Source organism: Mycobacterium sp. RTGN4, from assembly GCF_033804635.1.
Taxonomy (GTDB): Bacteria; Actinomycetota; Actinomycetes; order Mycobacteriales; family Mycobacteriaceae; genus Mycobacterium.
The window spans coordinates 1-19978 of record NZ_JAPZLB010000023.1 but is presented as its reverse complement, the minus strand read 5'-3'; the positions used below and the strand labels follow the sequence as shown (position 1 = coordinate 19978).

At 64.7% G+C, this 19978-nt stretch carries 21 protein-coding genes; 8 read left to right on the top strand and 13 right to left on the bottom strand.

Translation table 11 applies throughout. From position 1 onward, the window contains the following. Positions 1 to 38 precede the first annotated feature (38 nt). A complete protein-coding gene (locus SLQ30_RS31250) occupies positions 39 to 1148 on the bottom strand; it encodes an aldo/keto reductase (RefSeq protein ID WP_319451050.1) in 1110 nt (369 codons plus the stop codon). Positions 1149 to 1360: 212 nt separating this feature from the next. Next, positions 1361 to 1552: a hypothetical protein gene (locus SLQ30_RS31245; RefSeq protein WP_319451049.1), complete on the bottom strand. Its 192-nt coding sequence runs from the start codon at positions 1550 to 1552 to the stop codon at positions 1361 to 1363. A gap of 129 nt (positions 1553 to 1681) precedes the next feature. Between SLQ30_RS31245 and SLQ30_RS31240 the strand changes: the two genes are divergently transcribed. Beyond that, on the top strand, positions 1682 to 2848 hold the full coding sequence (locus tag SLQ30_RS31240; RefSeq protein ID WP_319451086.1) for an alpha/beta hydrolase family protein: 1167 nt from the start codon (positions 1682 to 1684) through the stop codon (positions 2846 to 2848). A gap of 55 nt (positions 2849 to 2903) precedes the next feature. On the opposite strand, the gene SLQ30_RS31235 is transcribed toward SLQ30_RS31240, so the two are convergent. Genes SLQ30_RS31235 through SLQ30_RS31220 form a run of 4 tightly spaced genes read right to left on the bottom strand, consistent with a single transcriptional unit; the run spans position 2904 to position 7582 of the window. Beyond that, on the bottom strand, positions 2904 to 4364 hold the full coding sequence (locus tag SLQ30_RS31235; RefSeq protein WP_319451085.1) for a SulP family inorganic anion transporter: 1461 nt from the start codon (positions 4362 to 4364) through the stop codon (positions 2904 to 2906). Between the two features lie 53 nt (positions 4365 to 4417). Then, positions 4418 to 5173, bottom strand: a complete 756-nt coding sequence (locus SLQ30_RS31230; RefSeq protein WP_319451048.1) for an ABC transporter ATP-binding protein — start codon at positions 5171 to 5173, stop codon at positions 4418 to 4420. After that, complete coding sequence (locus SLQ30_RS31225) at positions 5170 to 6060, bottom strand: ABC transporter permease (RefSeq protein ID WP_319451047.1); 891 nt, start codon at positions 6058 to 6060, stop codon at positions 5170 to 5172. Before SLQ30_RS31225 ends, SLQ30_RS31230 begins: the two co-directional genes overlap by 4 nt. A gap of 31 nt (positions 6061 to 6091) precedes the next feature. Then, the gene (locus SLQ30_RS31220; protein ID WP_319451046.1) at positions 6092 to 7582 is read right to left on the bottom strand and encodes an ABC transporter substrate-binding protein; all 1491 of its coding nucleotides are present in this window, start codon (positions 7580 to 7582) and stop codon (positions 6092 to 6094) included. Positions 7583 to 7834: 252 nt separating this feature from the next. Here SLQ30_RS31220 and SLQ30_RS31215 point away from each other — a divergent pair, with 252 nt between their 5' ends. Then, positions 7835 to 8230, top strand: a complete 396-nt coding sequence (locus SLQ30_RS31215; protein WP_413468231.1) for a YidH family protein — start codon at positions 7835 to 7837, stop codon at positions 8228 to 8230. A 29-nt stretch (positions 8231 to 8259) separates the two neighbouring features. Next, positions 8260 to 8562: a DUF202 domain-containing protein gene (locus tag SLQ30_RS31210; protein WP_319451045.1), complete on the top strand. Its 303-nt coding sequence runs from the start codon at positions 8260 to 8262 to the stop codon at positions 8560 to 8562. 13 nt (positions 8563 to 8575) lie between these two features. Here the strand turns inward: SLQ30_RS31210 and gyrB are convergent, their stop codons facing one another. From gyrB to SLQ30_RS31190, 4 genes are all read right to left on the bottom strand, one after another. After that, entirely contained in the window at positions 8576 to 10528 is a 1953-nt protein-coding gene (gene gyrB, locus SLQ30_RS31205; protein WP_319451044.1) for a DNA topoisomerase (ATP-hydrolyzing) subunit B, read from the bottom strand. Positions 10529 to 10538: 10 nt separating this feature from the next. Beyond that, complete coding sequence (locus SLQ30_RS31200; protein ID WP_319451043.1) at positions 10539 to 11894, bottom strand: arylsulfatase; 1356 nt, start codon at positions 11892 to 11894, stop codon at positions 10539 to 10541. Between the two features lie 68 nt (positions 11895 to 11962). After that, the gene (locus SLQ30_RS31195; protein WP_319451042.1) at positions 11963 to 12766 is read right to left on the bottom strand and encodes a GntR family transcriptional regulator; all 804 of its coding nucleotides are present in this window, start codon (positions 12764 to 12766) and stop codon (positions 11963 to 11965) included. 138 nt (positions 12767 to 12904) lie between these two features. Further along, positions 12905 to 13783, bottom strand: coding sequence for a formylglycine-generating enzyme family protein (locus SLQ30_RS31190; protein WP_319451041.1), 879 nt, complete (start codon positions 13781 to 13783; stop codon positions 12905 to 12907). Between the two features lie 493 nt (positions 13784 to 14276). Between SLQ30_RS31190 and SLQ30_RS31185 the strand changes: the two genes are divergently transcribed. Further along, positions 14277 to 14423 (top strand): hypothetical protein, encoded by a 147-nt coding sequence (locus SLQ30_RS31185; protein WP_319451040.1) that lies wholly within the window; start codon positions 14277 to 14279, stop codon positions 14421 to 14423. Between the two features lie 450 nt (positions 14424 to 14873). Here the strand turns inward: SLQ30_RS31185 and SLQ30_RS31180 are convergent, their stop codons facing one another. After that, the gene (locus SLQ30_RS31180; RefSeq protein ID WP_319451039.1) at positions 14874 to 15395 is read right to left on the bottom strand and encodes a hypothetical protein; all 522 of its coding nucleotides are present in this window, start codon (positions 15393 to 15395) and stop codon (positions 14874 to 14876) included. A gap of 36 nt (positions 15396 to 15431) precedes the next feature. Here SLQ30_RS31180 and SLQ30_RS31175 point away from each other — a divergent pair, with 36 nt between their 5' ends. Further along, positions 15432 to 15593, top strand: a complete 162-nt coding sequence (locus tag SLQ30_RS31175; RefSeq protein ID WP_319451038.1) for a hypothetical protein — start codon at positions 15432 to 15434, stop codon at positions 15591 to 15593. Positions 15594 to 15743: 150 nt separating this feature from the next. On the opposite strand, the gene SLQ30_RS31170 is transcribed toward SLQ30_RS31175, so the two are convergent. After that, complete coding sequence (locus SLQ30_RS31170; protein WP_319451037.1) at positions 15744 to 16454, bottom strand: hypothetical protein; 711 nt, start codon at positions 16452 to 16454, stop codon at positions 15744 to 15746. Positions 16455 to 16565: 111 nt separating this feature from the next. Here SLQ30_RS31170 and SLQ30_RS31165 point away from each other — a divergent pair, with 111 nt between their 5' ends. After that, complete coding sequence (locus SLQ30_RS31165) at positions 16566 to 17183, top strand: TetR/AcrR family transcriptional regulator (protein ID WP_319451036.1); 618 nt, start codon at positions 16566 to 16568, stop codon at positions 17181 to 17183. A 104-nt stretch (positions 17184 to 17287) separates the two neighbouring features. On the opposite strand, the gene SLQ30_RS31160 is transcribed toward SLQ30_RS31165, so the two are convergent. Beyond that, positions 17288 to 17917, bottom strand: coding sequence for a helix-turn-helix domain-containing protein (locus tag SLQ30_RS31160; protein ID WP_319451035.1), 630 nt, complete (start codon positions 17915 to 17917; stop codon positions 17288 to 17290). An 81-nt stretch (positions 17918 to 17998) separates the two neighbouring features. Here SLQ30_RS31160 and SLQ30_RS31155 point away from each other — a divergent pair, with 81 nt between their 5' ends. Both SLQ30_RS31155 and SLQ30_RS31150 read left to right on the top strand, forming a co-directional pair. Continuing rightward, on the top strand, positions 17999 to 18919 hold the full coding sequence (locus SLQ30_RS31155; protein WP_319451034.1) for an alpha/beta fold hydrolase: 921 nt from the start codon (positions 17999 to 18001) through the stop codon (positions 18917 to 18919). 380 nt (positions 18920 to 19299) lie between these two features. Further along, positions 19300 to 19890, top strand: a complete 591-nt coding sequence (locus tag SLQ30_RS31150; protein ID WP_319451033.1) for a maleylpyruvate isomerase family mycothiol-dependent enzyme — start codon at positions 19300 to 19302, stop codon at positions 19888 to 19890. The last annotated feature ends 88 nt before the right edge of the window (positions 19891 to 19978 follow it).

Genomic DNA, 19978 nt, shown 5'->3' with positions numbered 1-19978 from the left:
CAGTACGGATGTCGGCGTCGTGCTCCCTCCCGCTGCCCTCACGCGGCACCCCCAGGAAGCCAGTTCCGCACCCCGGGAAGGTAACCCGCGGGCTTGTCCCCGACCTTGACGCCTGGGCTGATGAGTTGGTTCTGGTAGCCAGGTGTGAACATCCGATACACCGACTCGGGCGGTACCGCGCTGGCCTGGTCGAGTTCGGCGCGTAGGGCTGCGGGCAGCTCGAAGTCGAGCGCTGCCATGGTGGCCTCGATTTGGTCCGCGCTGCTCGCGCCGACGATGGCCGACGCAATGCCGGGCTGGGTGGCGGCCCAGTTGATCGCCACCTGGGCCATAGTCACGTCAAGCTGGTCGGCGACGTCACCAAGCGGCTTGAGCAAGTCCCAATCCCTTTCGGTCAGGTCGAGTCCGGACGCTCCCGCGATGCTCAGCCGGCCGTCACCGGACAGGCCTCGATCGGCGGCGCGATACTTCCCGCTGAGGAAGCCGCCTCCTAGCGGGCTCCAGACCGTGATGCCCAGCCCAAGGGTCTGGGCCATCGCCACGTGCTCCACCTCGATCCCCCGCTCGACCAACGAATAGGGCAGTTGCAGGTTGATCATGGGCGGTAGGGAATGCGCGTCGGCGAGCGTCTGGGCTTGCGCCGCATACCAACTGGGCACGTCGGACAGTCCGGCATAGCGGATCTTCCCGGCCCGCACCAGATCGTCGAAGGTGCGCAAGACCTCGTCCACCGGAGTGAGCCTGTCCCACGTGTGCAGCAAGAAGAGGTCGACGTAGTCGGTGCCGAGCCTGCGCAGGGAGTCGTCGAGCGCCCGGATCATGTGCTTGCGCCCGTTGCCTCCGGCGTTCGGGTCGCCGGGGGCGACGCTGTTGGTGAACTTGGTGGTGAGCACCACCCGATCGCGCACCTTGGCCTCGGCGATGAGCCTCCCGACGATCGTCTCGCTCTCCCCCGCGGTGTAGAAATCGGCGGTGTCGATGAAGTTTCCGCCGCCGTCGAGGTATTGGCGAAAGATGGGGCGCGCCTCGTCCTCGGTCTTGCCGTAGGCGGCGTGGTAGCCCCCGGTGCCGAAGTTCATCGTGCCGAGCGCCAGTCTGCTGACCCGCAGTCCTGAACGTCCGAGCAGATAGTACTGATCCAGTGCCATGAGAGTTGCTCCGTAACAAGGTGATTTCGTGGCTTACGAAATCGAGCTTGCCTTCGCAAAAATGGACCCGCAAGTCCAATTTGTGATCGGTGGAACGCCACGCCGAGCACGTGGACGCTGCTGTCAGTCCTCGTTGTGGTTCGGGCACACGACGTCGACGTACACGGTGTCACCCGTCTTGGGCGGCGAACTGGAGGGATTGTTGACGCCAGTCACGGTGCACACCGCCGAGGTTTGGAGGCGCCGTTGATCCAGTTGATATTCACCAGGTAGCCCTGGGCCTGCAGGTCGGCGATGGTGCCGTCGGCACCGTCGGCAGCGGCCGTCGGTGCACCGATCAGCGCCGCCACCGTGGCGCCACCCGCGAGCATCGCTGCCACGACCGACCTCGGCTTGAATGCCATCAGACCAACGATCCGCCGCTGACCCGAGTGCAACCTGAGCTTTGGCAATGGTTCAGCTGTAGGAGTGCGAGATCATGTCTGGTCGTCTGATTGACTCTGGCCATGCAATTGTGGCGACGCGCGACATGGATGTCGATGCTGCTGGTGTTGGCACTGTCCGTTCTTCCGATGGCCGCGGCTCGCGCCGCCGTGCCGGACTGGTCGGGGCTCGATGCGCGCTTCTTCGCCGGACCGATACCTCCGCCGGGGACCACCGTCGCGTCCGTGCCGTTGGATCCCGCGTTGTCGCTGACCGGCGCCGGCCCCGCGTACCGCGTGCTCTATTCCACGGTCAACCAGCACGACCAGCCCACAGTCAGCACCGGCGCGGTGTTCCTGCCGCCCGGCCCGGCGCCCGAAGGTGGATTCCCGGTCATCGCGTGGGCGCACGGCACCGTCGGCCTTGGTGACGACTGCACCCCGTCCGCGCTGCCGCGTACCCCTCGCGACGACGAGTACCTGTCGCACTGGCTGGGCGAGGGCTACGCCGTCGTCGCCAGCGACTACGCCGGCCTCGGAACCCCCGGCTTGATGAGCTACCTCAACAGCGTGACCACCGCCCACGGCGTCGTCGACTCCGTGATCGCGGCACACGACATGGGGCTGCCGTTGTCACCCAGATGGGCCGTCGTCGGCCAGTCCCAGGGCGGCGGCGCCGCCATCAGCAGCGCTCGCTGGGCCACCGAATTCAGCAAGGGCTCCGGTCTTGACTACCGCGGCGTGGTGGCGACCGGCACCCCCGCCAACATCGACAAGCTCGTCAAGCAGACCGGCCCAGACCTCAAGCTGCCCGAGCTAGGGCCGATCGCCAACGCCTACGCCGCCTACATCCTTGCCGCGCTGCGCGAGGCACGACCCGACCTCAACATCAATAGCGTGCTCAGTCCCGCCGGGCTACATGCCGCCGACCGCGCCGAAACCGTCTGTACCCTAGCCCTTTCCGATGAACTCGCCCACCTGACGCCAGCGGCATTGTTCACCGCGCCGCTAAATTCGATCCCCGGCATGGCCGACGCGCTCTACGCCTTCATGGGAACCCCTGCCACCGGCTTCGACCGACCCATTTTCCTTGGTGTCGGGCTCCTCGACCGCGACGTGCCACCGGAGTCGACACTGTCGTTCTACGACCAGCTGGTCGCCAACAACCAGAACGTCACCCTGCACATCTATCCCGAAGAAGACCACAGCGGCACCGTGCTCGCATCGATGGTCGACTCCACACCGTTTCTGCGCGAAGCGTTCGCCGCCGACGACTAGGGTGCGACGCTCATTGAGGCGCCCAGTTGGATCTGAGGCAAGTGGATCTGATCGTTCACATGCCGAGTCGGCCCGAGAGTCGATTGAGCCGTTCGAGGCTGGCGCCGTCGAGCCCGGTGAGTCGTACGGTCTTGCCTCGCGCGTGGTACTTGCCGCGGACGGCGTCGAGGGCGGCCACCGAGGATGCATCCCAAATATCGGTGTCGGACATGTCAATCAGGACGTCATCGGGATCGTTGGCATAGTCGAATTGGTGCACCAGATCGTTACTGGAGGCGAAGAACAGTTCGCCGCGCACGCGGTAAGTGCGGGTGCCGCCGTCGTCGACGCCGGGTTGGTGATCTGATTCGACGGTGGTGAGGTGGGCCACGCGGCGAGCGAAGGCCACCATCGCGGTGAGCACGCCCAGCGAAACGCCGATGGCCAAGTTGCCGGTGCCGACGGTAGCGAAGACGGTGACGACCATGATCAGAGTCTCGCTGCGCGGCAGCACTTTTAAGGTGCGGGGTGCGACGCTGTGCCAGTCGAAGGTGGCGACCGACACCATGATCATGACGGCGGCAAGCGCCGCCATCGGAATCCGACCGACGAGGTCGCCCAGGGACACGATCAGCAGCAGCAAGAACCCGCCGGTGAAGAAGGTCGACAGTCGTGTTCGGCCGCCAGCGACTTTGACGTTCATCATGGTCTGGCCGATGACTGCGCAACCGCCCATGCCGCCGAAGATTCCGGTGACGATGTTGGCGATGCCTTGACCGCCCGCTTCGCGGGTCTTGTTCGACGGGGTGTCGGTGAGGTCGTCGACGAGTTTGGCGGTCATCAGTGACTCGAGCAGTCCGACTAATGCTGCGCCGGCCGCGTAGGGAGCGATGATTCGTATTGTCGCCCACGTTACGGGTATGTCCGGTAGGGACGGTATCGGAAGTGAATGGGGCAGTGCCCCTTGGGCTCCCACGTCTGGGACGTGCCAGCCGAAGCCGATCACCGCTGCAGTGAGCACCAGCACGACCACCAGTGGCGCGGGTACGGCGGTCATGACCTTCGGCAGCACGACCATGATCGCGATGCCGGCTGCGGTGAGCGGATACACCAGCCAGGGGACACCGAGCAGGTGCGGCAGTTGCGAGACGAGCACCAGGATGGCCAGTGCGTTGACGAAGCCGATCATGACGCTGCGCGGGATGAAACGCATCAGCTTCGCAACGCCGACCATGGCCAGCAGCATCTGGAACACACCGGCCAAGATGATCGTCGCCACCAGGTAGCTCAGCCCGTGTTCGTGGGCGACCGGGGCGACCACGAGCGCCACGGCTGCGGTGGCCGCGGAGATCATCGCCGGCCGGCCGCCGGCGATCGCGATGGTGATGGCCATCGTGACCGAGGAGAAGAGCCCGACTCGGGGGTCGACCCCGGCGATGACCGAGAAGGCGATCGCCTCAGGGATCAACGCGAGGGCGACGACGAGGCCCGCAAGCAGTTCGGCGCGCAGTCGCGTCGGTGAGCGCAGTGTCGTCATCACCGACGTACTGCGGTGCTCTTCACGGGAGTTCACGCCGGGAAGGGTGAGACTCACGCGGTCGCCGCAGGGCTGTGGCCGAGGAATTCGAGAATGGCCTTTCGGCGGAGCTGATAGGTCTGCTCGAACTGCGCCGCCGGTGTGCGTGGTTGATCGATGGTGATGAAGTCGACGACGGTCGCGGGCCGGTGACTGAGCAGCACGATCCGGTCGGCGAGCAGCAAGGCCTCGTCGACGTCGTGGGTGACGAAGAGGATGGTCATCTTCTGCTGCTCCCACACCCTCATCAGCAGTTGTTGCATGTCCAGTCGCGTCTGAGCGTCCAGGGCGCCGAATGGCTCGTCCATCAGCATCACCTTTGGCTCGCACGCCAGGGTGCGGGCCAACTGGACGCGTTGGCGCATCCCGCCGGAAAGTTGGCTAGGCAGATGGTGCCCGTAGGGCCCAAGCCCGACCTGTTCGAGCCGTGCCTGCGCCGAGGCCTTCAATTCCTTGCCGCCAATTCCGCGCAGTTTGATCGGGTATTGCACGTTCTTGGCAGCCGTGCGCCACGGAAGCAATGCATCTTCCTGGAACACCATGGCGCACTGTGCGGCATTGCCGACGACGGGTGCACCGTCAACGGTGGCATGACCGCTCAGCGGGGTGAGCAAGCCAGCGAGTGCGCGCAAGATCGTCGACTTGCCGCACCCGGACGGGCCGAGAAAGACGACGACTTCGCCAGGACGAGCGGTGAAGGTGATGTCTGCGGCCAGAACACCACCGAATCCGAGTTTGAGTTGGTCGAGTATCACGGCGCCGGCGCTCATCGGGCACCCCGGGGCAACCAGTGATTGACGCGACGGCCGATGCGTTCTACCACCCATGCGGTAATCAGGCCGAGCGCGCCAATCGAGATCATGCCGACCACGACGCCGGCGTAGTCGAGCAGGCCATAGGACTGCCAGGTGTAGTAGCCGATTCCGAACTGTCCGGAGATCATCTCGGCGCTGACCACGCAGATCCACGCAACCCCCATCGCCACCGAGAGTCCGCTGAAGATGCCTGGTAGTGCTCCGGGCAACACGACGTGCATTAGCAGCGAGAGCCGACCCGCCCCCATGGTCTTGGCGGCCTCCTCCCACACCATGGGCAGTGAGTCCATGGCGTGGATGGTGCTGATGAGGACGGGGAAGACGGCGGCGAAGAAGGTGATGAACACGATGCCTTGTTCACTGGAGGGGAACAGCAGGATGGTCAACGGCACCAGGGCGATCGCCGGAATGGGCCGGACGATTTCGATGAACGGCCGCAACATCATTCGCGCGATATCCGAGCGGCCGACGAGGATACCCACCGCAACGCCGATCAGCGCTGCCAGCCCGAAGCCGAGCAGGATGCGTTGCAGGCTAGCCACCAGGTCTTCGTAGTAGCCGCCGGAGTTGACCCGGGCGAGCAAGGCATCCAGGACGCTCATCGGGGCGGGCATTCGGTTGAACCGCAGCCAGGCGACCACGCTGTGCGCGGTCAGCACCTGCCACAGCGTGACGAATACGACGATGGGGATCAGCGGGAGAACCGCCGCGGCGGCGCGTAGCCGAAGCTTGGTGGGGATGCGGCCGCTCAGTCGGGCGCGCAGCGTTGGTGCGCCGGGCTCGGCTGGGGTGGCTGGGACGGGCCGCGCGAGCGCGCCGTCCATTGTCAGTGTCGGTGTCATGGGTTTCCTTCCTTGACGCTTTGGTGGGTGGCTAGCCGGACGTACGTGACTGCGTCACTGCGGTCGCGTATGTCACCGGTTGGGTTTCGGGGTGTCCGGAGCGGTATTGCTGGGCACCTTCGGCGGTGGCGAAGGGCTTGTAGCGCTGCGTGGCCGGCGCGGTCGGATCATCAAGCCACACCGCGTGATCGGCGAAGAGCCGGGTAGTGGTGAGGGTGTCGGGCACGTAAGCGGCGCGCACCTCAGCGGTGGCCGCGACGCGGCGCAGCAAGCAGGTGGGGGTCGCCGACACGTGGGTGACGTCGGCGCCGCGGGCCCACACCTCCGAGGCCAGTTTCGGATCGCCGACCGGTAGCCGGCATAGTTCGTCGTAGCCGCTCAATGACGACGGGTTGGTGAGGTCCTCACGGCGGCGCTGGTAGTCACCGCCGAACAGTTGACGTAGATAACCGTCGTCGACGAAGGACGCGACGTCGAAGGTCATGGCCACGGAACCGCGGTTGACCAAGAAGGTCTTGATGTTCCGCAGCGCCGCGGTGAACTGGTCTTTCAGCGTCATGTCGAAGGACACCAACCCGTTGGGTCCGTTGTAGAGATAGACCACCTCGGGTTCGACGCCGGTGAGTGCGCTGACCCGTAGTGCGGCGGCCAGTGGGTGGCTGACGATGTATTCGGTGGTGGACTTCATGGCCTGCATGAAGGCGGTCATCACCTCCGGGTTTCCGGCGGCGAACTGTTTGCGCACGATGACGCCATGGAAGGTCGGCACGCTGTTGTCCCCGCCGTCGTAGAGCAGCCGGCCCTGGCCGCGGAATATCACCAGTTGCGGCCACGGAACGAATTGCGCCAGCGCGTCGACCTGTCCGCCGTCGATCGCCGACGCGCCGATCGACGGGTCCTGGTTGACGGTGTGCACGGCGTCAGTGGAGATGTGGTTGCGCTGCAGGGCGGTGGTGAACATTCCGTCACCGGCCGAGCCGAGGCTGGTCGACACCCGTTTGCCGGTGAGGTCGGCCAGTGTGTGGACGGTGGAATCGGTGGGAACCACGACTTGGTTGAGCGAGCCTCGCAGGTTGTATCCGGTGGCGGCGATCAGCTCTGTTTGGGCGTCGCTGTACTTCGCGGTCTTGGATCCGTTGGTGAGCAGCGGGTAGTCGCCCATGGAGCCGATGTCGACGTGGGTGGCGATCATCTGTGCGGTCAGGGGTGCGCCGGAGGAGAAGTCCTGCCAGACGACCCGGTATTTCTTTCCGTTGGCCGCCCCGAGCCTCGTGAGAGCTTGTTCGAATTCGCCGCGGTCGCGCATCAGGGTGCCGGCGTTGACGGTGTTGATGGTCTTGGACTGATAGCCCACGTTGATCACCACGGTGTCTTCGGTGAGCAGGCCACCGGCGGTCAGCAGCTGTGAGGCCCCGGCGAACGCGACCGTCACGGCGACCACTGCCCACGCGCACCACATCGGTGACGGTCGGGTGCCGCGGGTGCGGGGACCGGGATGACGGGATTGCATTTCGTCGTACACCCAGTCCAGCGTCCGGGCGTTCTATTACCGCGCCGTCACCAGAGGTTGCGCCGCAGTTACGCCAGCTGTCCTGGTAGGGCACATCAGGTCAGCGATTCGCGGCGCGGTCGTCCGATCGGAGTCCGCCAGGGCGTCGCGATCGGAGCCGCAGGCCCGGCCATCGGGAAGGTGAATCCTGAGTTACGCCACCGCCCATCCTCTGGTCTTTCGACGCTGTCGCCGAAAGACTGAGTGATCGTGGAGAATTCAAGCCTGCCAACCGCTTTAGACCCGGCGACGGCATCATCGTCAGCACCGGCGACGCCCGTCCTGGAGCCGGACTACCGTTTCACCCTCGCCAACGAGCGCACGTTTTTAGCGTGGCAGCGCACGGCGCTGGGTTTGCTCGCCGCGGCAGTCGGCGTCGTGCAGTTCATGCCCGAGTTGGCCGTCCCCGGACTGCGCCACGCACTCGGGGGCGCGATCGGGGTGTTGGCGACGCTGACTTCCGGTGCGGGCCTGCATCGGTGGGCGCAGGTCGATCATGCGATCCGCCGCGATCGGCCGCTGCCACGGCCATCGGCCCCGATCTACCTGAGCGTGACGCTGATGGCGATCGGCCTGGTGACGGTGGGCCTCGCATTCGCGGCGACCACCGGCGGCCGATGACCCCCGCCGCGCCGTCAGCCGATCGCGGAATGCAGGCTGAACGGACGATGCTGGCGTGGACGCGAACGGCGTTGTCCGTCGCCGCGTCTGGCGTCTTGGTTCTACTCAAGGACCACGGTGCGGCCGACGTGCGGGAGCACCCGGGCCGCCTCATGACCGCCGTTGCGGCGGCGCTGCTCGCGCTGGCGGTGTACGCGGTGGGGCTGTGGCGTCGCCGGGCGCTCGCGATGCGCCCACTGCCTGGTCCAGCCAGCGCGCGACGCGCAGTGCTGCTGACGGGAGCGTCGATCCTGGTGTTGGCGCTGCTAGTAGTGACCTACCTGCTGCTGTAGTGCCGGTTCTGATTCAAATGTCCAGGAAACGCACGTCTTTCGCGTTGCGGGTGATGAAACTGCGTCGGGCTTCGACGTCTTCGCCCATCAGGATGGAGAACAATTCGTCGGCCGCAGCGGCGTCGTCGAGGGTGATCTGGCGCAGTACCCGCACGCTCGGATCCATGGTGGTCTCCCACAGTTCCTTGGCGTCCATCTCACCGAGGCCCTTGTAACGCTGGATGCCATCGGCCTTGTTGATTCGCTTTCCGGCCGCTTGGCCGGCGGCGAGCAGACCGTCGCGTTCGCGGTCGGAGTAAGCAAATTGGGGCTCTGCGCGTTGCCATTTCAGCTTGTACAGCGGCGGCTGCGCCAGGAAGACATGACCATCCTCGACAAGCGTGCGCATGAACCGGAACAGCAGCGTCAGCAGCAGCGTCGAGATGTGCTGGCCATCGACGTCGGCGTCGGCCATCAATACGATCTTGTGATACCGCAACTTGGTGATGTCGAACTCGTCATGGATCCCCGTGCCCAGCGCAGTCAGGATCGCCTGAACTTCGGTGTTCTTCAACACGCGGTCGATGCGCGCCTTCTCGACGTTGATGATCTTGCCCCGCAACGGCAGGATGGCCTGGAACATGGAGTCTCGGCCGCTCTTGGCCGAGCCGCCCGCCGAATCACCCTCCACCACATACAGTTCCGATTTTCGAGGATCGGTGGAACGGCAGTCGGCCAGCTTACCCGGCAGGCCCCCGAGGTCGGTGGCGCTCTTGCGGCGCACCAGCTCGCGGGCCTTGCGCGCGGCCAGGCGGGCCCGCGCGGAGGAGGCGGTCTTGGCGATGACGATCTTGGCTTCGGCCGGGTTGGCCTCGAACCAGTGCGTCAGTTTCTCGTGGCACATCTTCTGTACGAACGATCGGACCTCGGCATTGCCCAACCGGGTCTTGGTCTGGCCCTCGAACTGGGGCTCGGCAAGTTTAACTGAGACCACCGCGGCCAGTCCCTCCCGGATGTCGTCGCCGGTGAGGCTGGCGTCCTTTCCGGCGAGCAGCTTCTTTTCCCGGGCGTACTTGTTGACCACATTGGTCAACGCCGCCCGAAACCCCTCTTCGTGGCTGCCACCCTCGTGGGTGTTGATGGTGTTGGCGAAGGTGTGCACCGACTCCGAGTAACCGTCATTCCACTGCATCGCGATCTCGATTTCGTGGCCCGGTCCGTGACCGGAGAATTCGATGACGCTCGGCTGAATTGGGGTCTTGGTGCGGTTGATGTGCTTCACGAAGTCGGCCAGACCCCCGGGATGGTGGAAGCTGCGGGTGCGGCTGTGCCCGCCGTCGGCGGCCGTGGCTCCCTCGCGCTCATCGGTCAGGGTCAGAGCGAGCCCTTTGTTGAGGAAGGCCATCTCCTGCAGGCGCCGCGCCACGGTCTCGGCACTGTAGAGCGTGGTCTCGAAGATCTCGGGGTCGGCCCAGAACCGCACCGTGGTGCCGGTGCGGGTCGTCGGCGTCCCCCGGGTCAAGGTGCCGGGTACCGAATGGTCGTAGTGCTGGGACCAGCGGTAGCCATCCCGACAGATTTGAACCTCGAGCCGTGTCGAGAGCGCATTGACCACCGAGACGCCGACACCGTGCAATCCGCCCGACACGCTGTAGGAGTCCGAGTCGAACTTCCCGCCCGCGTGCAGTTGGGCCATCACGACGTCGATGGTGGGGATTCCGGTCGCGTGCATCGCAACCGGAATCCCTCTCCCATCGTCGGTGACCTCGACCCCGCCGTGGGCCAGCAAGGTGACTTCCACCCGACTGGCCTGCCCTGCCATCGCTTCGTCGACCCCGTTGTCGACCACCTCCCAGATCAGATGGTGCAGACCGCGCTCACCGGTGGATCCGATGTACATCCCGGGTCGTTTGCGGACGACGTCGAGCCCCTCCAAGATGGTGATCGACTCGGCGCCGTAGGCATTCGGGGTGTTCCGCGCGGCCACTCGTGTACTCCTAGCTCGTTCGGGTGGGAACGAAGTCGATGGGCGCACCGGACGGGATGAGTTCCTCGGTCTTGACGCTCTCGTCGAACTCGTTGATGAAGCGATAGGCGTGCTGCATGACCCACCACCGCACCCAGGTCTGGTTGACCGCCTCCCGTTCCTTCGGGTCCTCCAGCAGGTTGGTGATGCGAGCGAACCCCAGGGGGATTTCGGGGTCGTGGAAGTGCTGCTGGCGTTTGAAGTTGATCTTGAACTGTGACCACTTGACGGCGTGCAGCTCTTCGTTGAGCCACACCATGCAGCCGTCGCGCTTGGATTCCTCGGCTTCACCACTGAAGAATTCGCGTTGGTCGATGCCGTCGATGATCCGATCGTCTGGAACGTCGCAGCCGGCCCAGCGCAGCAGCGTGGGGAACATGTCGGTGACGTGCACCATGTCGTTGCTCTCCCGTGGCGCCACCTTGTCAGGCCAGCGGATCAGGCACGGTGTGCGGATACCGCCCTCGGCCGAGCTGAAGTAGGAGCCGTCGAAGAATCCCGCGGTTCCGCGGCCGGCCAGGTGGTCTTCGGCGCCGTTGTCGCCGGCGAAGACCACGATGGTGTTGTCCTCGATGCCGAGTTCGGTCAGCGTGTCCAGGATGCTGCCGAAGTCGTGGTCGAGCATCAGCAGCGAGTCACCCCAGTTGCCGTTGGTGCTCTTGCCCTTGAACTCGTCGCGCACTTCCATGGGGAAGTGCATCAGCGAGTGGTTGTGGTAGAGGTAGAACGGCTTGTCGGCGTCGACGCTGCGCTTCATGAAGTCCTTGGCGCGGCGGTCGTACTCGCCGTCCATCTGCCCCTTGAGCTTCACGGTCAGCTGCTGGTCGGTGGTCGTGACGCCGTCGGCCTTGGTGCCGTCGTACATGTAGGAGTAGCCGTCGCGGTCGCCGTCATACCAGGGGTCATCTGGCCAGAGGCATTCGTCGTAGGTCCGGGCCGGGCCGTACCACTCGTCGAATCCGTGGTCGGTGGGCCAGCGACCATCCTCGGCGCCGATGTGCCACTTGCCGAAACACGCTGTGGCATAGCCCGCTTCGGAGAGGATGTCGCCCATCGTGCGCTCCCAGGCGACGATGCCGCCGCCGTTGCCGCCCAGCGCGATGGTGTGGTTGCCCGAGCGGATCGGGTATCGCCCGGTCATCAACGCAGACCGGGTCGGTGTGCACTGCGGTTCGACGACGAAGTGGGACAGCTTCAGCGACTCGGCGGCGAAGGCGTCCGCCCGAGCGGTGTTGGCGCCGCGCAGGATTCCTCCCCCGTAGCATCCGAGTTCGCCCATGCCGAGGTTGTCGACGTGGAAATAGACGATGTTGGGTTGTTCGGGCATGCTGAATACACCTCTCTTGTTGGTTGTCTTGAATCAGTACGTGTAGAAGGTGAGGAGGACGGCGCCGACTACGGTGGCGGCGAGGTGGATTCGCGTGCCGCCGTGGTCACCAAAGAGCACCGGTCACCGCGATACCGCACGGTCTCGAGGTCGAACGGCGTGCCGTCCTCCAGGTGGGTCAACCGGTGCAGCAACAGCAGCGGTGCACCGGGGCGGATTTTGAGTAATTCGGCGGTTTTCGCGTCCGCCGCAACGGATTCCACGGTGATCTCCGCCCAACCCAAGCGGACGCCGAGTTCCTGCTCGATGAGCGCGAACACGTCCTGCTGAGTCAGTTCGGCGTCGACCGGGATGGCGCCGATCCGCAGCGACGTGGTGTCGAGCGAAAGCGGCAGGCCGCCGACGGATCGCAGCCGCTCGATGAACAGGATCGGCGCGTTCTCCGGGAGCTCCAGTTTGGCCGCGACGAACGGGGTGGCGGTGGACTCGCGCACCGACAGCACCTCGTTGTCAACCGGTAATTGATGTCCCGCAAGCGATTCCGCCAGACCCTCCAACCGGTCAAGGTGCTGTCGTAGTTTCGCGCCGGTGACGAACGTGCCCGATCCCTGGACGCGGGTGATGAGACCCTCGCCGCGCAAGAGTTCCAAAGCCTCACGGATTGCGTTGCGGCTCACGCCGAGTTCTGCGGCAAGCTCCGACTCCGACGGGAGCGCCGGGCGGGCGGCGGCCAAGCCGCCGAATGCCCCTTCAAGGATCTGACTGCGCAGGACGTCGCGCACCCACCGCGCCGCATCGGCACGGGTACCCGCGTAATCCCGCACCGACGGACGCGGAAAGTCCTTCGGGGGAACCTTGGGTTGCCTTGGCATGCACTCACTGTGCCACCTCATCGAGGGGGTGGCGGTAAGCGGAATGTTACGCCACTCCACGTCGAGAAAATGCTCAGGCCAGCGCCTTCTCGGCGGCGTTGCTACTCAAGTTTCGCCACTTTCGGCACCTTGCGCCGGTCAGGTGACGCAGCGGAAACCAATGTGAGTGGTAGCGCTGTCCTGGGACTGCGACGACCGAGCAGCCGGTCGGTAGCGGTGGCAATACTCCGGCGCGCACAGATGTGACCCGCCCTTGAGTGCTTGGTGTACCCCCGGATCACCTAACGGCGACGGCGGCGGACAGCAGCCCTCGGCCGGTTCGTCGGGTCGGCGGCGTCGGGTGAACTGCGTCGTTGTCCACTCCCAGACGTTGCCGATCATGTCTACGAGGCCCAAGCCGTTGGGCGGGAAGGTGCCGACAGGCGAGGTTCCTGCCCAGCCCAGTGCGCCGTCGTTGCGGTGCGGGAAGCGTCCTTGCCAGGTGTTGGCCATCAACTGGCCGTCCGGTCGGACCTCGTCTCCCCACGCGTACGCAGTCGTGGAACCTGCCCGTGCCGCGTACTCCCACTGCGCCTCGGTGGGCAACCGGCGACCCGCCCAGCTCGCGTACGCGACGGCATCCGGGTAGGAGACTTGCACGACCGGGTGCTCGAGGCGGTCCTCGATCGTCGACTCGGGTCCGAACGGATGCCGCCAGGACGCGCCAGGCACCCACGTCCACCATTGCCGCCAGTCCAGCAGGTCGACTGGACCGGCAGTCGGCGTGAATACCAACGCACCGGCAACGAGGTCTTGGGGGGGCACCGTGGGGAACGCCTCAGGATCCAGCGCCCGTTCGGCCACTGTGACATAGCCAGTGGCAGTGACGAATTCGGAGAACTGCGCATTCGTCACCGGATGACGCTCGATTGCGAACGGCGCCACCGACACCGTATGAACCGGGGCCTCCTCGGGATAGAAGTCACTGGACCCCATGTGAACTAGACCACCGGGGATTTCGACCAACTTGCTCAGCATCACGACAGGTTATGCGCTTTGTCGAAGACGGCCCCAGCCGCCGAGGTGTCTTCCGTAGTGCGGGGACTATCGGCGCTGGCTATCGAGCACAGATCTGCGCAATTGGGTCAGATAGCTGCACCGCTGCGGCTGTACAGCTGGCGGCCGTGCCTTCGCAGCTGGTGACGTGGCGTAAGCGGTCGGCGAAGTCGCGGGCTTGTGTCGGTGAAACGACGGATCGTTGGCTCCGTGGATGATGAGGAATGGTGGTGCGTCAGGGTTCAGGTGGTGGATCGGCGACATCGCAACGATAGAGGTCCGGACCTTGGGTGCGGCTGCGCTTGAGGACGATTCGTTCGAGGACCCACGTCATCAGGGGGTGTATCGAACCGTGGGAATCGGGGGCAATGCCGAGACCTCGAACGCGAGGATCACCTCGGAACGCTTTGTGATCACCCAACACGGACTAGTGTATGCCGCCGGGTGGAACGAGTCGCGCCGGGCGCTGCATTACATGGCCACCCCGCTCGCGTTGTTCCATCCGTTCGTCGATCAGGTCGAAAAGACCGAACTACGTGAGGGCACGGTAGTCGTGGTGTACGGCGGGTTCGGCCACGACCTCGCATCCGATGGACACCGCGCTGCGCCGGATACTCGATGAACACCTGGCGCTGCGGGTGGATCTGCCCGGGTAACCTTTTTCGCCGCGGGCTTCTTGGCGGGCGCGTCTTTCGCCGTCTTGTTGGTGGATAGTCCTTGGCGGTCCCGATTGTGGTCAGCATCAGCAGTGAATCCTTTGCTGGACAAGAACTTAAACAATTGGTAGTTCGTGAGGGACAATGACCACCATCCACGGTATCCTCGTAAAGTACTGTCAGACAACATATCTAATGAGCCTCCGTCCGACGGAGTGCCTTCGAGGCAAGCGAGCGTCCTGTTTTTGAATGCGCGACCACCAGCGTCGTCGGATAGCGGTCCGCCCCCGTCGGATTTCCGGTCATGGGATGTTCTCAGCGGCGAGCGGTATGGCGTCATGTGACGAAACAACCAGCGCTCACGCGACCGTACGCACGCCTCTGTGTCACCGTCTGGCACGGACGGTGAGGCGGGCTCAAAAAAGTGACACGAATTTGAGACCAATCCCAGATGACATCGGGCGAGACATATTGCAACATAGCAGGTCAGAGCGTCGCGAGATGACATTGAAATTGCGCCCCACCGCCAACAGGCCGCGGTACGACGCCACCGGGTGCTCGCGCACACCGACCACGTTGGATTGGGCGTTCAGGCCGCCAGAGGCGACGACGGCCACGTAATCCTGCGGGACGAACAGCGTTTCGATCAGCCACGCGGGACCGTATGACCCCATGACTTCGATTCCGTGGACCAGCTCGCCAATGATGTTGTCGGGCTGGAGGTAAGCCGGTGCGGGCTTCAATGGGATGAAGCTGTCTGGCAGACGATCATCCGGACGGAGACCCGTCACGGCGTCGCGGGCCTCGAGCAGAACCGGCCGCTCCTGCGCGAGTCTTGTCGCTGCGCCCGTGCATTCGCCGCGAAGGCGGCGGCGAGTTCTTCGGTGATCGCCGGGTCCGACCTGGCCCGCACCCTGCCCGCCGAGTTCGGCGAACACGTCCTGCTGCTCATCAAGGCGTCCTTCGGAGTAGCGATGCAAGACGCCACGTGGGTCGCGGTCGGCGCATGTTGGCTGGGTGCCCTGATCGCGTTCATCGGACTGCGGCCCACCCGCACCGGCACTCGCGCCGATGCGAGGCATGGGGGCGATACCGACAACGCCGTCCCGACCGCGGGCCTACGGTTCGAAACCTGACGCGCCGCCACGTCTAGTTCCGAGGCGGTGGCAGCGGGCCAGCGCGCCGCATGTTTTGAGAGCGGGGCGTCGCAGTGTCAGTCTCAACCTGAAGCGGTGAGAACGGACGTGATCAGTTCCACCTCTGTGAGCATCATCGTTTTCGGTTTGTCAGCTGCGCTCGGCTCGCTCTGGAGAAGTGTTGTGTGGCACCGCAAGTGCGGTGCCGAGGATCCAGACGAACAGGAACGCCGGCATCACGGTGATCGAGATGCCTTCAAGAGAAAGCGGACCTTCGCTGACGATGAAGGTCCCGAGCAGGAGTGGATGAACGACGGCGCCTGCCGTGGCCAAATGCGCGGTGTAGCGCGGCAACAACGGGTGGGCATACACCGCAACGGCGAACGATCCGAGCGCAACCACGGTAGGCAGACCGGACATGGCCAACAGTCCGAACGTCAAGTCGTAGAGCAAGGTTGATATCTCGGGGCCGTGATCGCGGTACAGCAGCAGGTTGAAAGCGGTGAATCCGCTGAGCAGCAGGACCACACAGCCGACAAAGCTTGCTCCGAAGCACATCGGAAGCATCGAGTGCGCGGGAAGGCGATCGCGAAGGACTGCATATACCGCGGCGCCGAATACGAGCCATAGTGTGACACCAACGGTGTTGAGCAGCATCGTCACAATCAGCCGGTCGTGGTTGGCCGTCGCCCAGCGCGCCACTTCGGTACCGGCAGTCTGAGTCCCGGGAAACGACCAGATCGGGTAGGTGGCAAGGGTGAGTGCTGGTAGCGCGAACCCGATGACGCCGGTCCACTGCGCCACTCGCTCCGAATGCCAGGCTCTCGCACGCCTGTTTGTGGCCGGCTCAGAGTTGCTCATCAACGCCCCTCAAGCTACTAATCTTTCCAACGGTAAGTTCAGGGTCGATGCTGATACTGCCGCAAACGGCGGAACTTATCAATGGTCAGATTCCCGGTACCGTGGCTGTTCATGGCAACGAGTCCGCGCCCGTATCACCACGGCGATCTCGAACGCGCGGCGATCGATGGCACGGTCGAGGAAGTCAGAACCGTCGGAGTTGCCTCGGTCAGCATGCGGCGCATCGCACGCCGCGCAGGCGTGTCGCACGCCGCGCTGGCCTATCAGTTCGGAGACAAGACCGGGATCTTCACCGCGGTGGCGGCCGAGGGGTTTCGGCTGCAAGCCGAAGCGCTGGGCTCGGGTGTGAATGGACCTGATGGGTTTCTTCAGGGCGGCCAGGCCTACATCGCTTTTGCCCTCGCCTATCCCGGTCACTTCGAGGTGATGTTTCGTCCCTATCTGTACCGCGGCGATGATCCAGCGTTGTTGGCCGCCAAGGAAGCCGCGTTCGGGATGCTGCACGACACCGCTCGGGCGAGCCTGAGTGCCGATCGGTCGGAGCCCGTCACCGAGGACGAGGTCAGCTCGCTCGCACTCGCGGGCTGGTCGTTGTCACACGGGTTCGCAACACTGGCCTTGACGTCCAACATCGTTGAGCTGCGCGACGCCGACCCGTCCGCGGTGGTTGAGTCGATCAAGCAGGGGGTCATCGCGTTGGGGAAGTTGGCAGCGCGCCAAAGTGACTGAGCGAGTGACACCTTGGAGTTACTCGCCAATCAGGGGCAAAGCACCCAATACCGGGGCGGCGCTTTACTAGGGATTCCTAGGCACTTTCAGCTGGTGAATAGCGATCAGGCGGCGAAGACGGTGCGGACGATGGACTCGTCGCCGTCGATCTCGACCAGTGCGAGGGTGCGGGCGTCGTCGAGGGTGAGGGCTCCGGCGGCGAGGCCGAGGACGTAGGTGGGGTCGGCGCGGACGGTGGCGTCGAGGTCGCGGCCGTCATGCGGACCGACTTCGAAGCCAGCACGCGACGCGCGGAGCTGTAGCAGTGACTCGTCACCGATGTCGAGGCCGACCGTCGCCGAGGAGCGAACCTTGACCCGGGCACCGAGCAGGGCAGGGATGGCGAGGGCGAGCCACTCGGGGCGGAAGGAATCGCCTTCGGGGCCGCGAATCATCAGTGGGGTGGACCAGCGGATCAGGCTCTCGATCGGCTGGCGTAGCTCGGCGCCCCACGGCGTGAGGGCGTACTCGACCACACTGCCTTCGTCGGCGAGTCGCCGCTCGACCACACCCAAGGACTCGAGGTCGCGAAGCCGGTCGGCGAGAAGGTTGGTCGCGATGCCGGGGAGGCCGACGACGAGGTCGCGGTAGCGGGCGGGGGCGACGAGGAGCTGGCGGACGATCAGCAGGTTCCACCGGTCACCAACGACCTCAAGGGAACGCGCGAGCCCGCAGTACTGCCCGTAGCTGCGCATACATTCTCCCTAGTGCTTGAGTTATTCAAGCATATATGAAACCGTCAAGTAATCGAGCAGGCTGGCACACCAGGGGGCATCATGACCGAATCCACCAAGAACGCGCGACCCACCTGGGTCGACGACGACCTGTTCCCCTTCGAGAGCCGCTTCATCGATATCGACGGGCATACCGTGCACTACGTCGATGAAGGGTCAGGTCCCACACTGCTTTTGCTGCATGGCAACCCGACCTGGTCGTTTCTGTGGCGCGACGTGATCTCCGCGCTCCGAGATGAATTTCGGTGTATTGCGTTGGATTACCCGGGTTTCGGGCTCTCCACGGCCAAGCCTGGTTACCGCTACTTTCCCGAGGAGCATGCCGAGGTGGTCACCGGGTTCGTCGACGCCCTCGGCTTGAACGGGGTCACGCTGGTCGGGCAAGACTGGGGTGGCCCGATCGGCCTAGCCGCCGCGCAGCGGCGCCCAGGCGTCTTCGATCGGCTGGTACTCGCCAACACTTGGGCGTGGCCGGTCAACGGTGTCCTGCACTTTGAGGCCTTTTCCCGCATCGTCGGCGGACTCCCGATGCGATTGCTGGTCCGGCAGTTCAACCTCCTCGTCAACGCCTTCATCCCCGCCGGGCACCGACGGCGCCAGCCGACGGCTGCAGAGATGACCCACTACCGGCAGGCACTCGATACCGCTGAGCGACGGCAGGCCTGTGCCGTGCTCCCGAGCCGGGTCCTTGCCAGCCGCGCTTTCTTCGCCGAGGTTGAGGCCGGCCTCGCCGGTCTCGCGCACCTGCCGACGCTGATCGTGTGGGGTGATGCCGATATCGCCTTCCGTGCCCAGGAGCGTCAGCGTCTGGAAGTTGCCTTCCCCGAGCACGAAACGGTCATCGTGGACGGTGCGGGCACCTACGTCGAGTCCGACGCCCCCGAGGAGTTCGTCATAGCGATCCGCGATTGGGCAACGACGCAGCGCAGCGACGGAAGTCGCCAGGGTGAAACAATCCTGTAGGCCGTCGACTTCGCTGGGTCACGTGACGAAACCTCACAGCCAGGAACCTATTGGGCAAGATCAGTGCGGCCTGACTCCAATGCGCGCCCCGCGTGCGAGTGGACACCAACGTGAGAATTTGAAGGATGGACAGCAGGTGAGAACGCAACTGTCCGCGCAGCTCAGGAGATCGCTGGTGGACAAGAAGTTTGAGAAGCCACACGCGGCGGTGTCAGTTCTCAAACCTGATGTCATCGTCTCAGTTTCAATGTCATCGCGATGTCATAAATGACACGTGAGTGAGAACCGCGGCCGACCCCTTGCGTACCGCTAGCCTAGACAGAAGGTTGAGCCCGCGACAGACGTCCTTTCAGCGAGCACCGGCTCGGGGAGGTGATGTCGTGAACTGTCTCGAGATGGCCACCGCCGAGCGGACAGACCTGGCCGATTTTCTGGCGACTCTCACGCCCGGGCAGTGGGAGGCGCCGTCGTTGTGTGCGGGCTGGCGTGTCCGGGACGTGGTCGCTCATGTGATGAGCTTCGACGGCGTCAGTCTGCTGGGCATGTTTCGCCGGGCCATCCGCGGTCGGATCGTACACATCAACCAGGTGAGCGTTGACGAACTCGCATCGCTCACTACCGAACAGCTCCTCGACCGGCTACGGTCTCAGCTGCGGCCACAGGGGCTGGCCACCACTTTCGGGGGCCGGCTCGCCCTGCTCGACGTCACGATCCATCATCAGGACATCCGCCGCCCCCTTGGTCTACTACGCCAGATCCCGGCTGAGCGCTTGCGATGGGTCCTGGCCGACAGCGTGCGTAGTCCAGAGCTCCCGGGGTGGCGCCTCGCCCGCGGTGTACGCCTGATGCCGACCGATCTGGACTGGAGCCACGGGTCGGGACCGGAGGTGACCGGACCGGCGGAAGCCGTGCTGATGGCGATCACCGGTCGGGCGAGTGCCATCGGCGAGCTAGACATCCCAGGTTCGTAAGTGTCAAGCGGCCTGGGCGCCGTGGTTGTGTTGACGGTGCGCCCAGGCTTTGTGTTCGTCGTAGTGGGTGCGGTGTCGTAGGCAGCCG

Bases quoted from the DNA above. Each gene is read 5' to 3' on its own strand.
- SLQ30_RS31250 (WP_319451050.1), bottom strand. From the start codon at position 1,148: ATGGCACTGGATCAGTACTATCTGCTCGGACGTTCAGGACTGCGGGTC.
- SLQ30_RS31245 (WP_319451049.1), bottom strand. From the start codon at position 1,552: ATGGCATTCAAGCCGAGGTCGGTCGTGGCAGCGATGCTCGCGGGTGGC.
- SLQ30_RS31240 (WP_319451086.1), top strand. From the start codon at position 1,682: ATGTCGATGCTGCTGGTGTTGGCACTGTCCGTTCTTCCGATGGCCGCG.
- SLQ30_RS31235 (WP_319451085.1), bottom strand. From the start codon at position 4,364: ATGACGACACTGCGCTCACCGACGCGACTGCGCGCCGAACTGCTTGCG.
- SLQ30_RS31230 (WP_319451048.1), bottom strand. From the start codon at position 5,173: ATGAGCGCCGGCGCCGTGATACTCGACCAACTCAAACTCGGATTCGGT.
- SLQ30_RS31225 (WP_319451047.1), bottom strand. From the start codon at position 6,060: ATGACACCGACACTGACAATGGACGGCGCGCTCGCGCGGCCCGTCCCA.
- SLQ30_RS31210 (WP_319451045.1), top strand. From the start codon at position 8,260: ATGCAGGCTGAACGGACGATGCTGGCGTGGACGCGAACGGCGTTGTCC.
- SLQ30_RS31200 (WP_319451043.1), bottom strand. From the start codon at position 11,894: ATGCCCGAACAACCCAACATCGTCTATTTCCACGTCGACAACCTCGGC.
- SLQ30_RS31195 (WP_319451042.1), bottom strand. From the start codon at position 12,766: ATGCCAAGGCAACCCAAGGTTCCCCCGAAGGACTTTCCGCGTCCGTCG.
- SLQ30_RS31190 (WP_319451041.1), bottom strand. From the start codon at position 13,783: ATGCTGAGCAAGTTGGTCGAAATCCCCGGTGGTCTAGTTCACATGGGG.
- SLQ30_RS31185 (WP_319451040.1), top strand. From the start codon at position 14,277: ATGGCCACCCCGCTCGCGTTGTTCCATCCGTTCGTCGATCAGGTCGAA.
- SLQ30_RS31175 (WP_319451038.1), top strand. From the start codon at position 15,432: ATGCAAGACGCCACGTGGGTCGCGGTCGGCGCATGTTGGCTGGGTGCC.
- SLQ30_RS31170 (WP_319451037.1), bottom strand. From the start codon at position 16,454: ATGAGCAACTCTGAGCCGGCCACAAACAGGCGTGCGAGAGCCTGGCAT.
- SLQ30_RS31165 (WP_319451036.1), top strand. From the start codon at position 16,566: ATGGCAACGAGTCCGCGCCCGTATCACCACGGCGATCTCGAACGCGCG.
- SLQ30_RS31160 (WP_319451035.1), bottom strand. From the start codon at position 17,917: ATGCGCAGCTACGGGCAGTACTGCGGGCTCGCGCGTTCCCTTGAGGTC.
- SLQ30_RS31155 (WP_319451034.1), top strand. From the start codon at position 17,999: ATGACCGAATCCACCAAGAACGCGCGACCCACCTGGGTCGACGACGAC.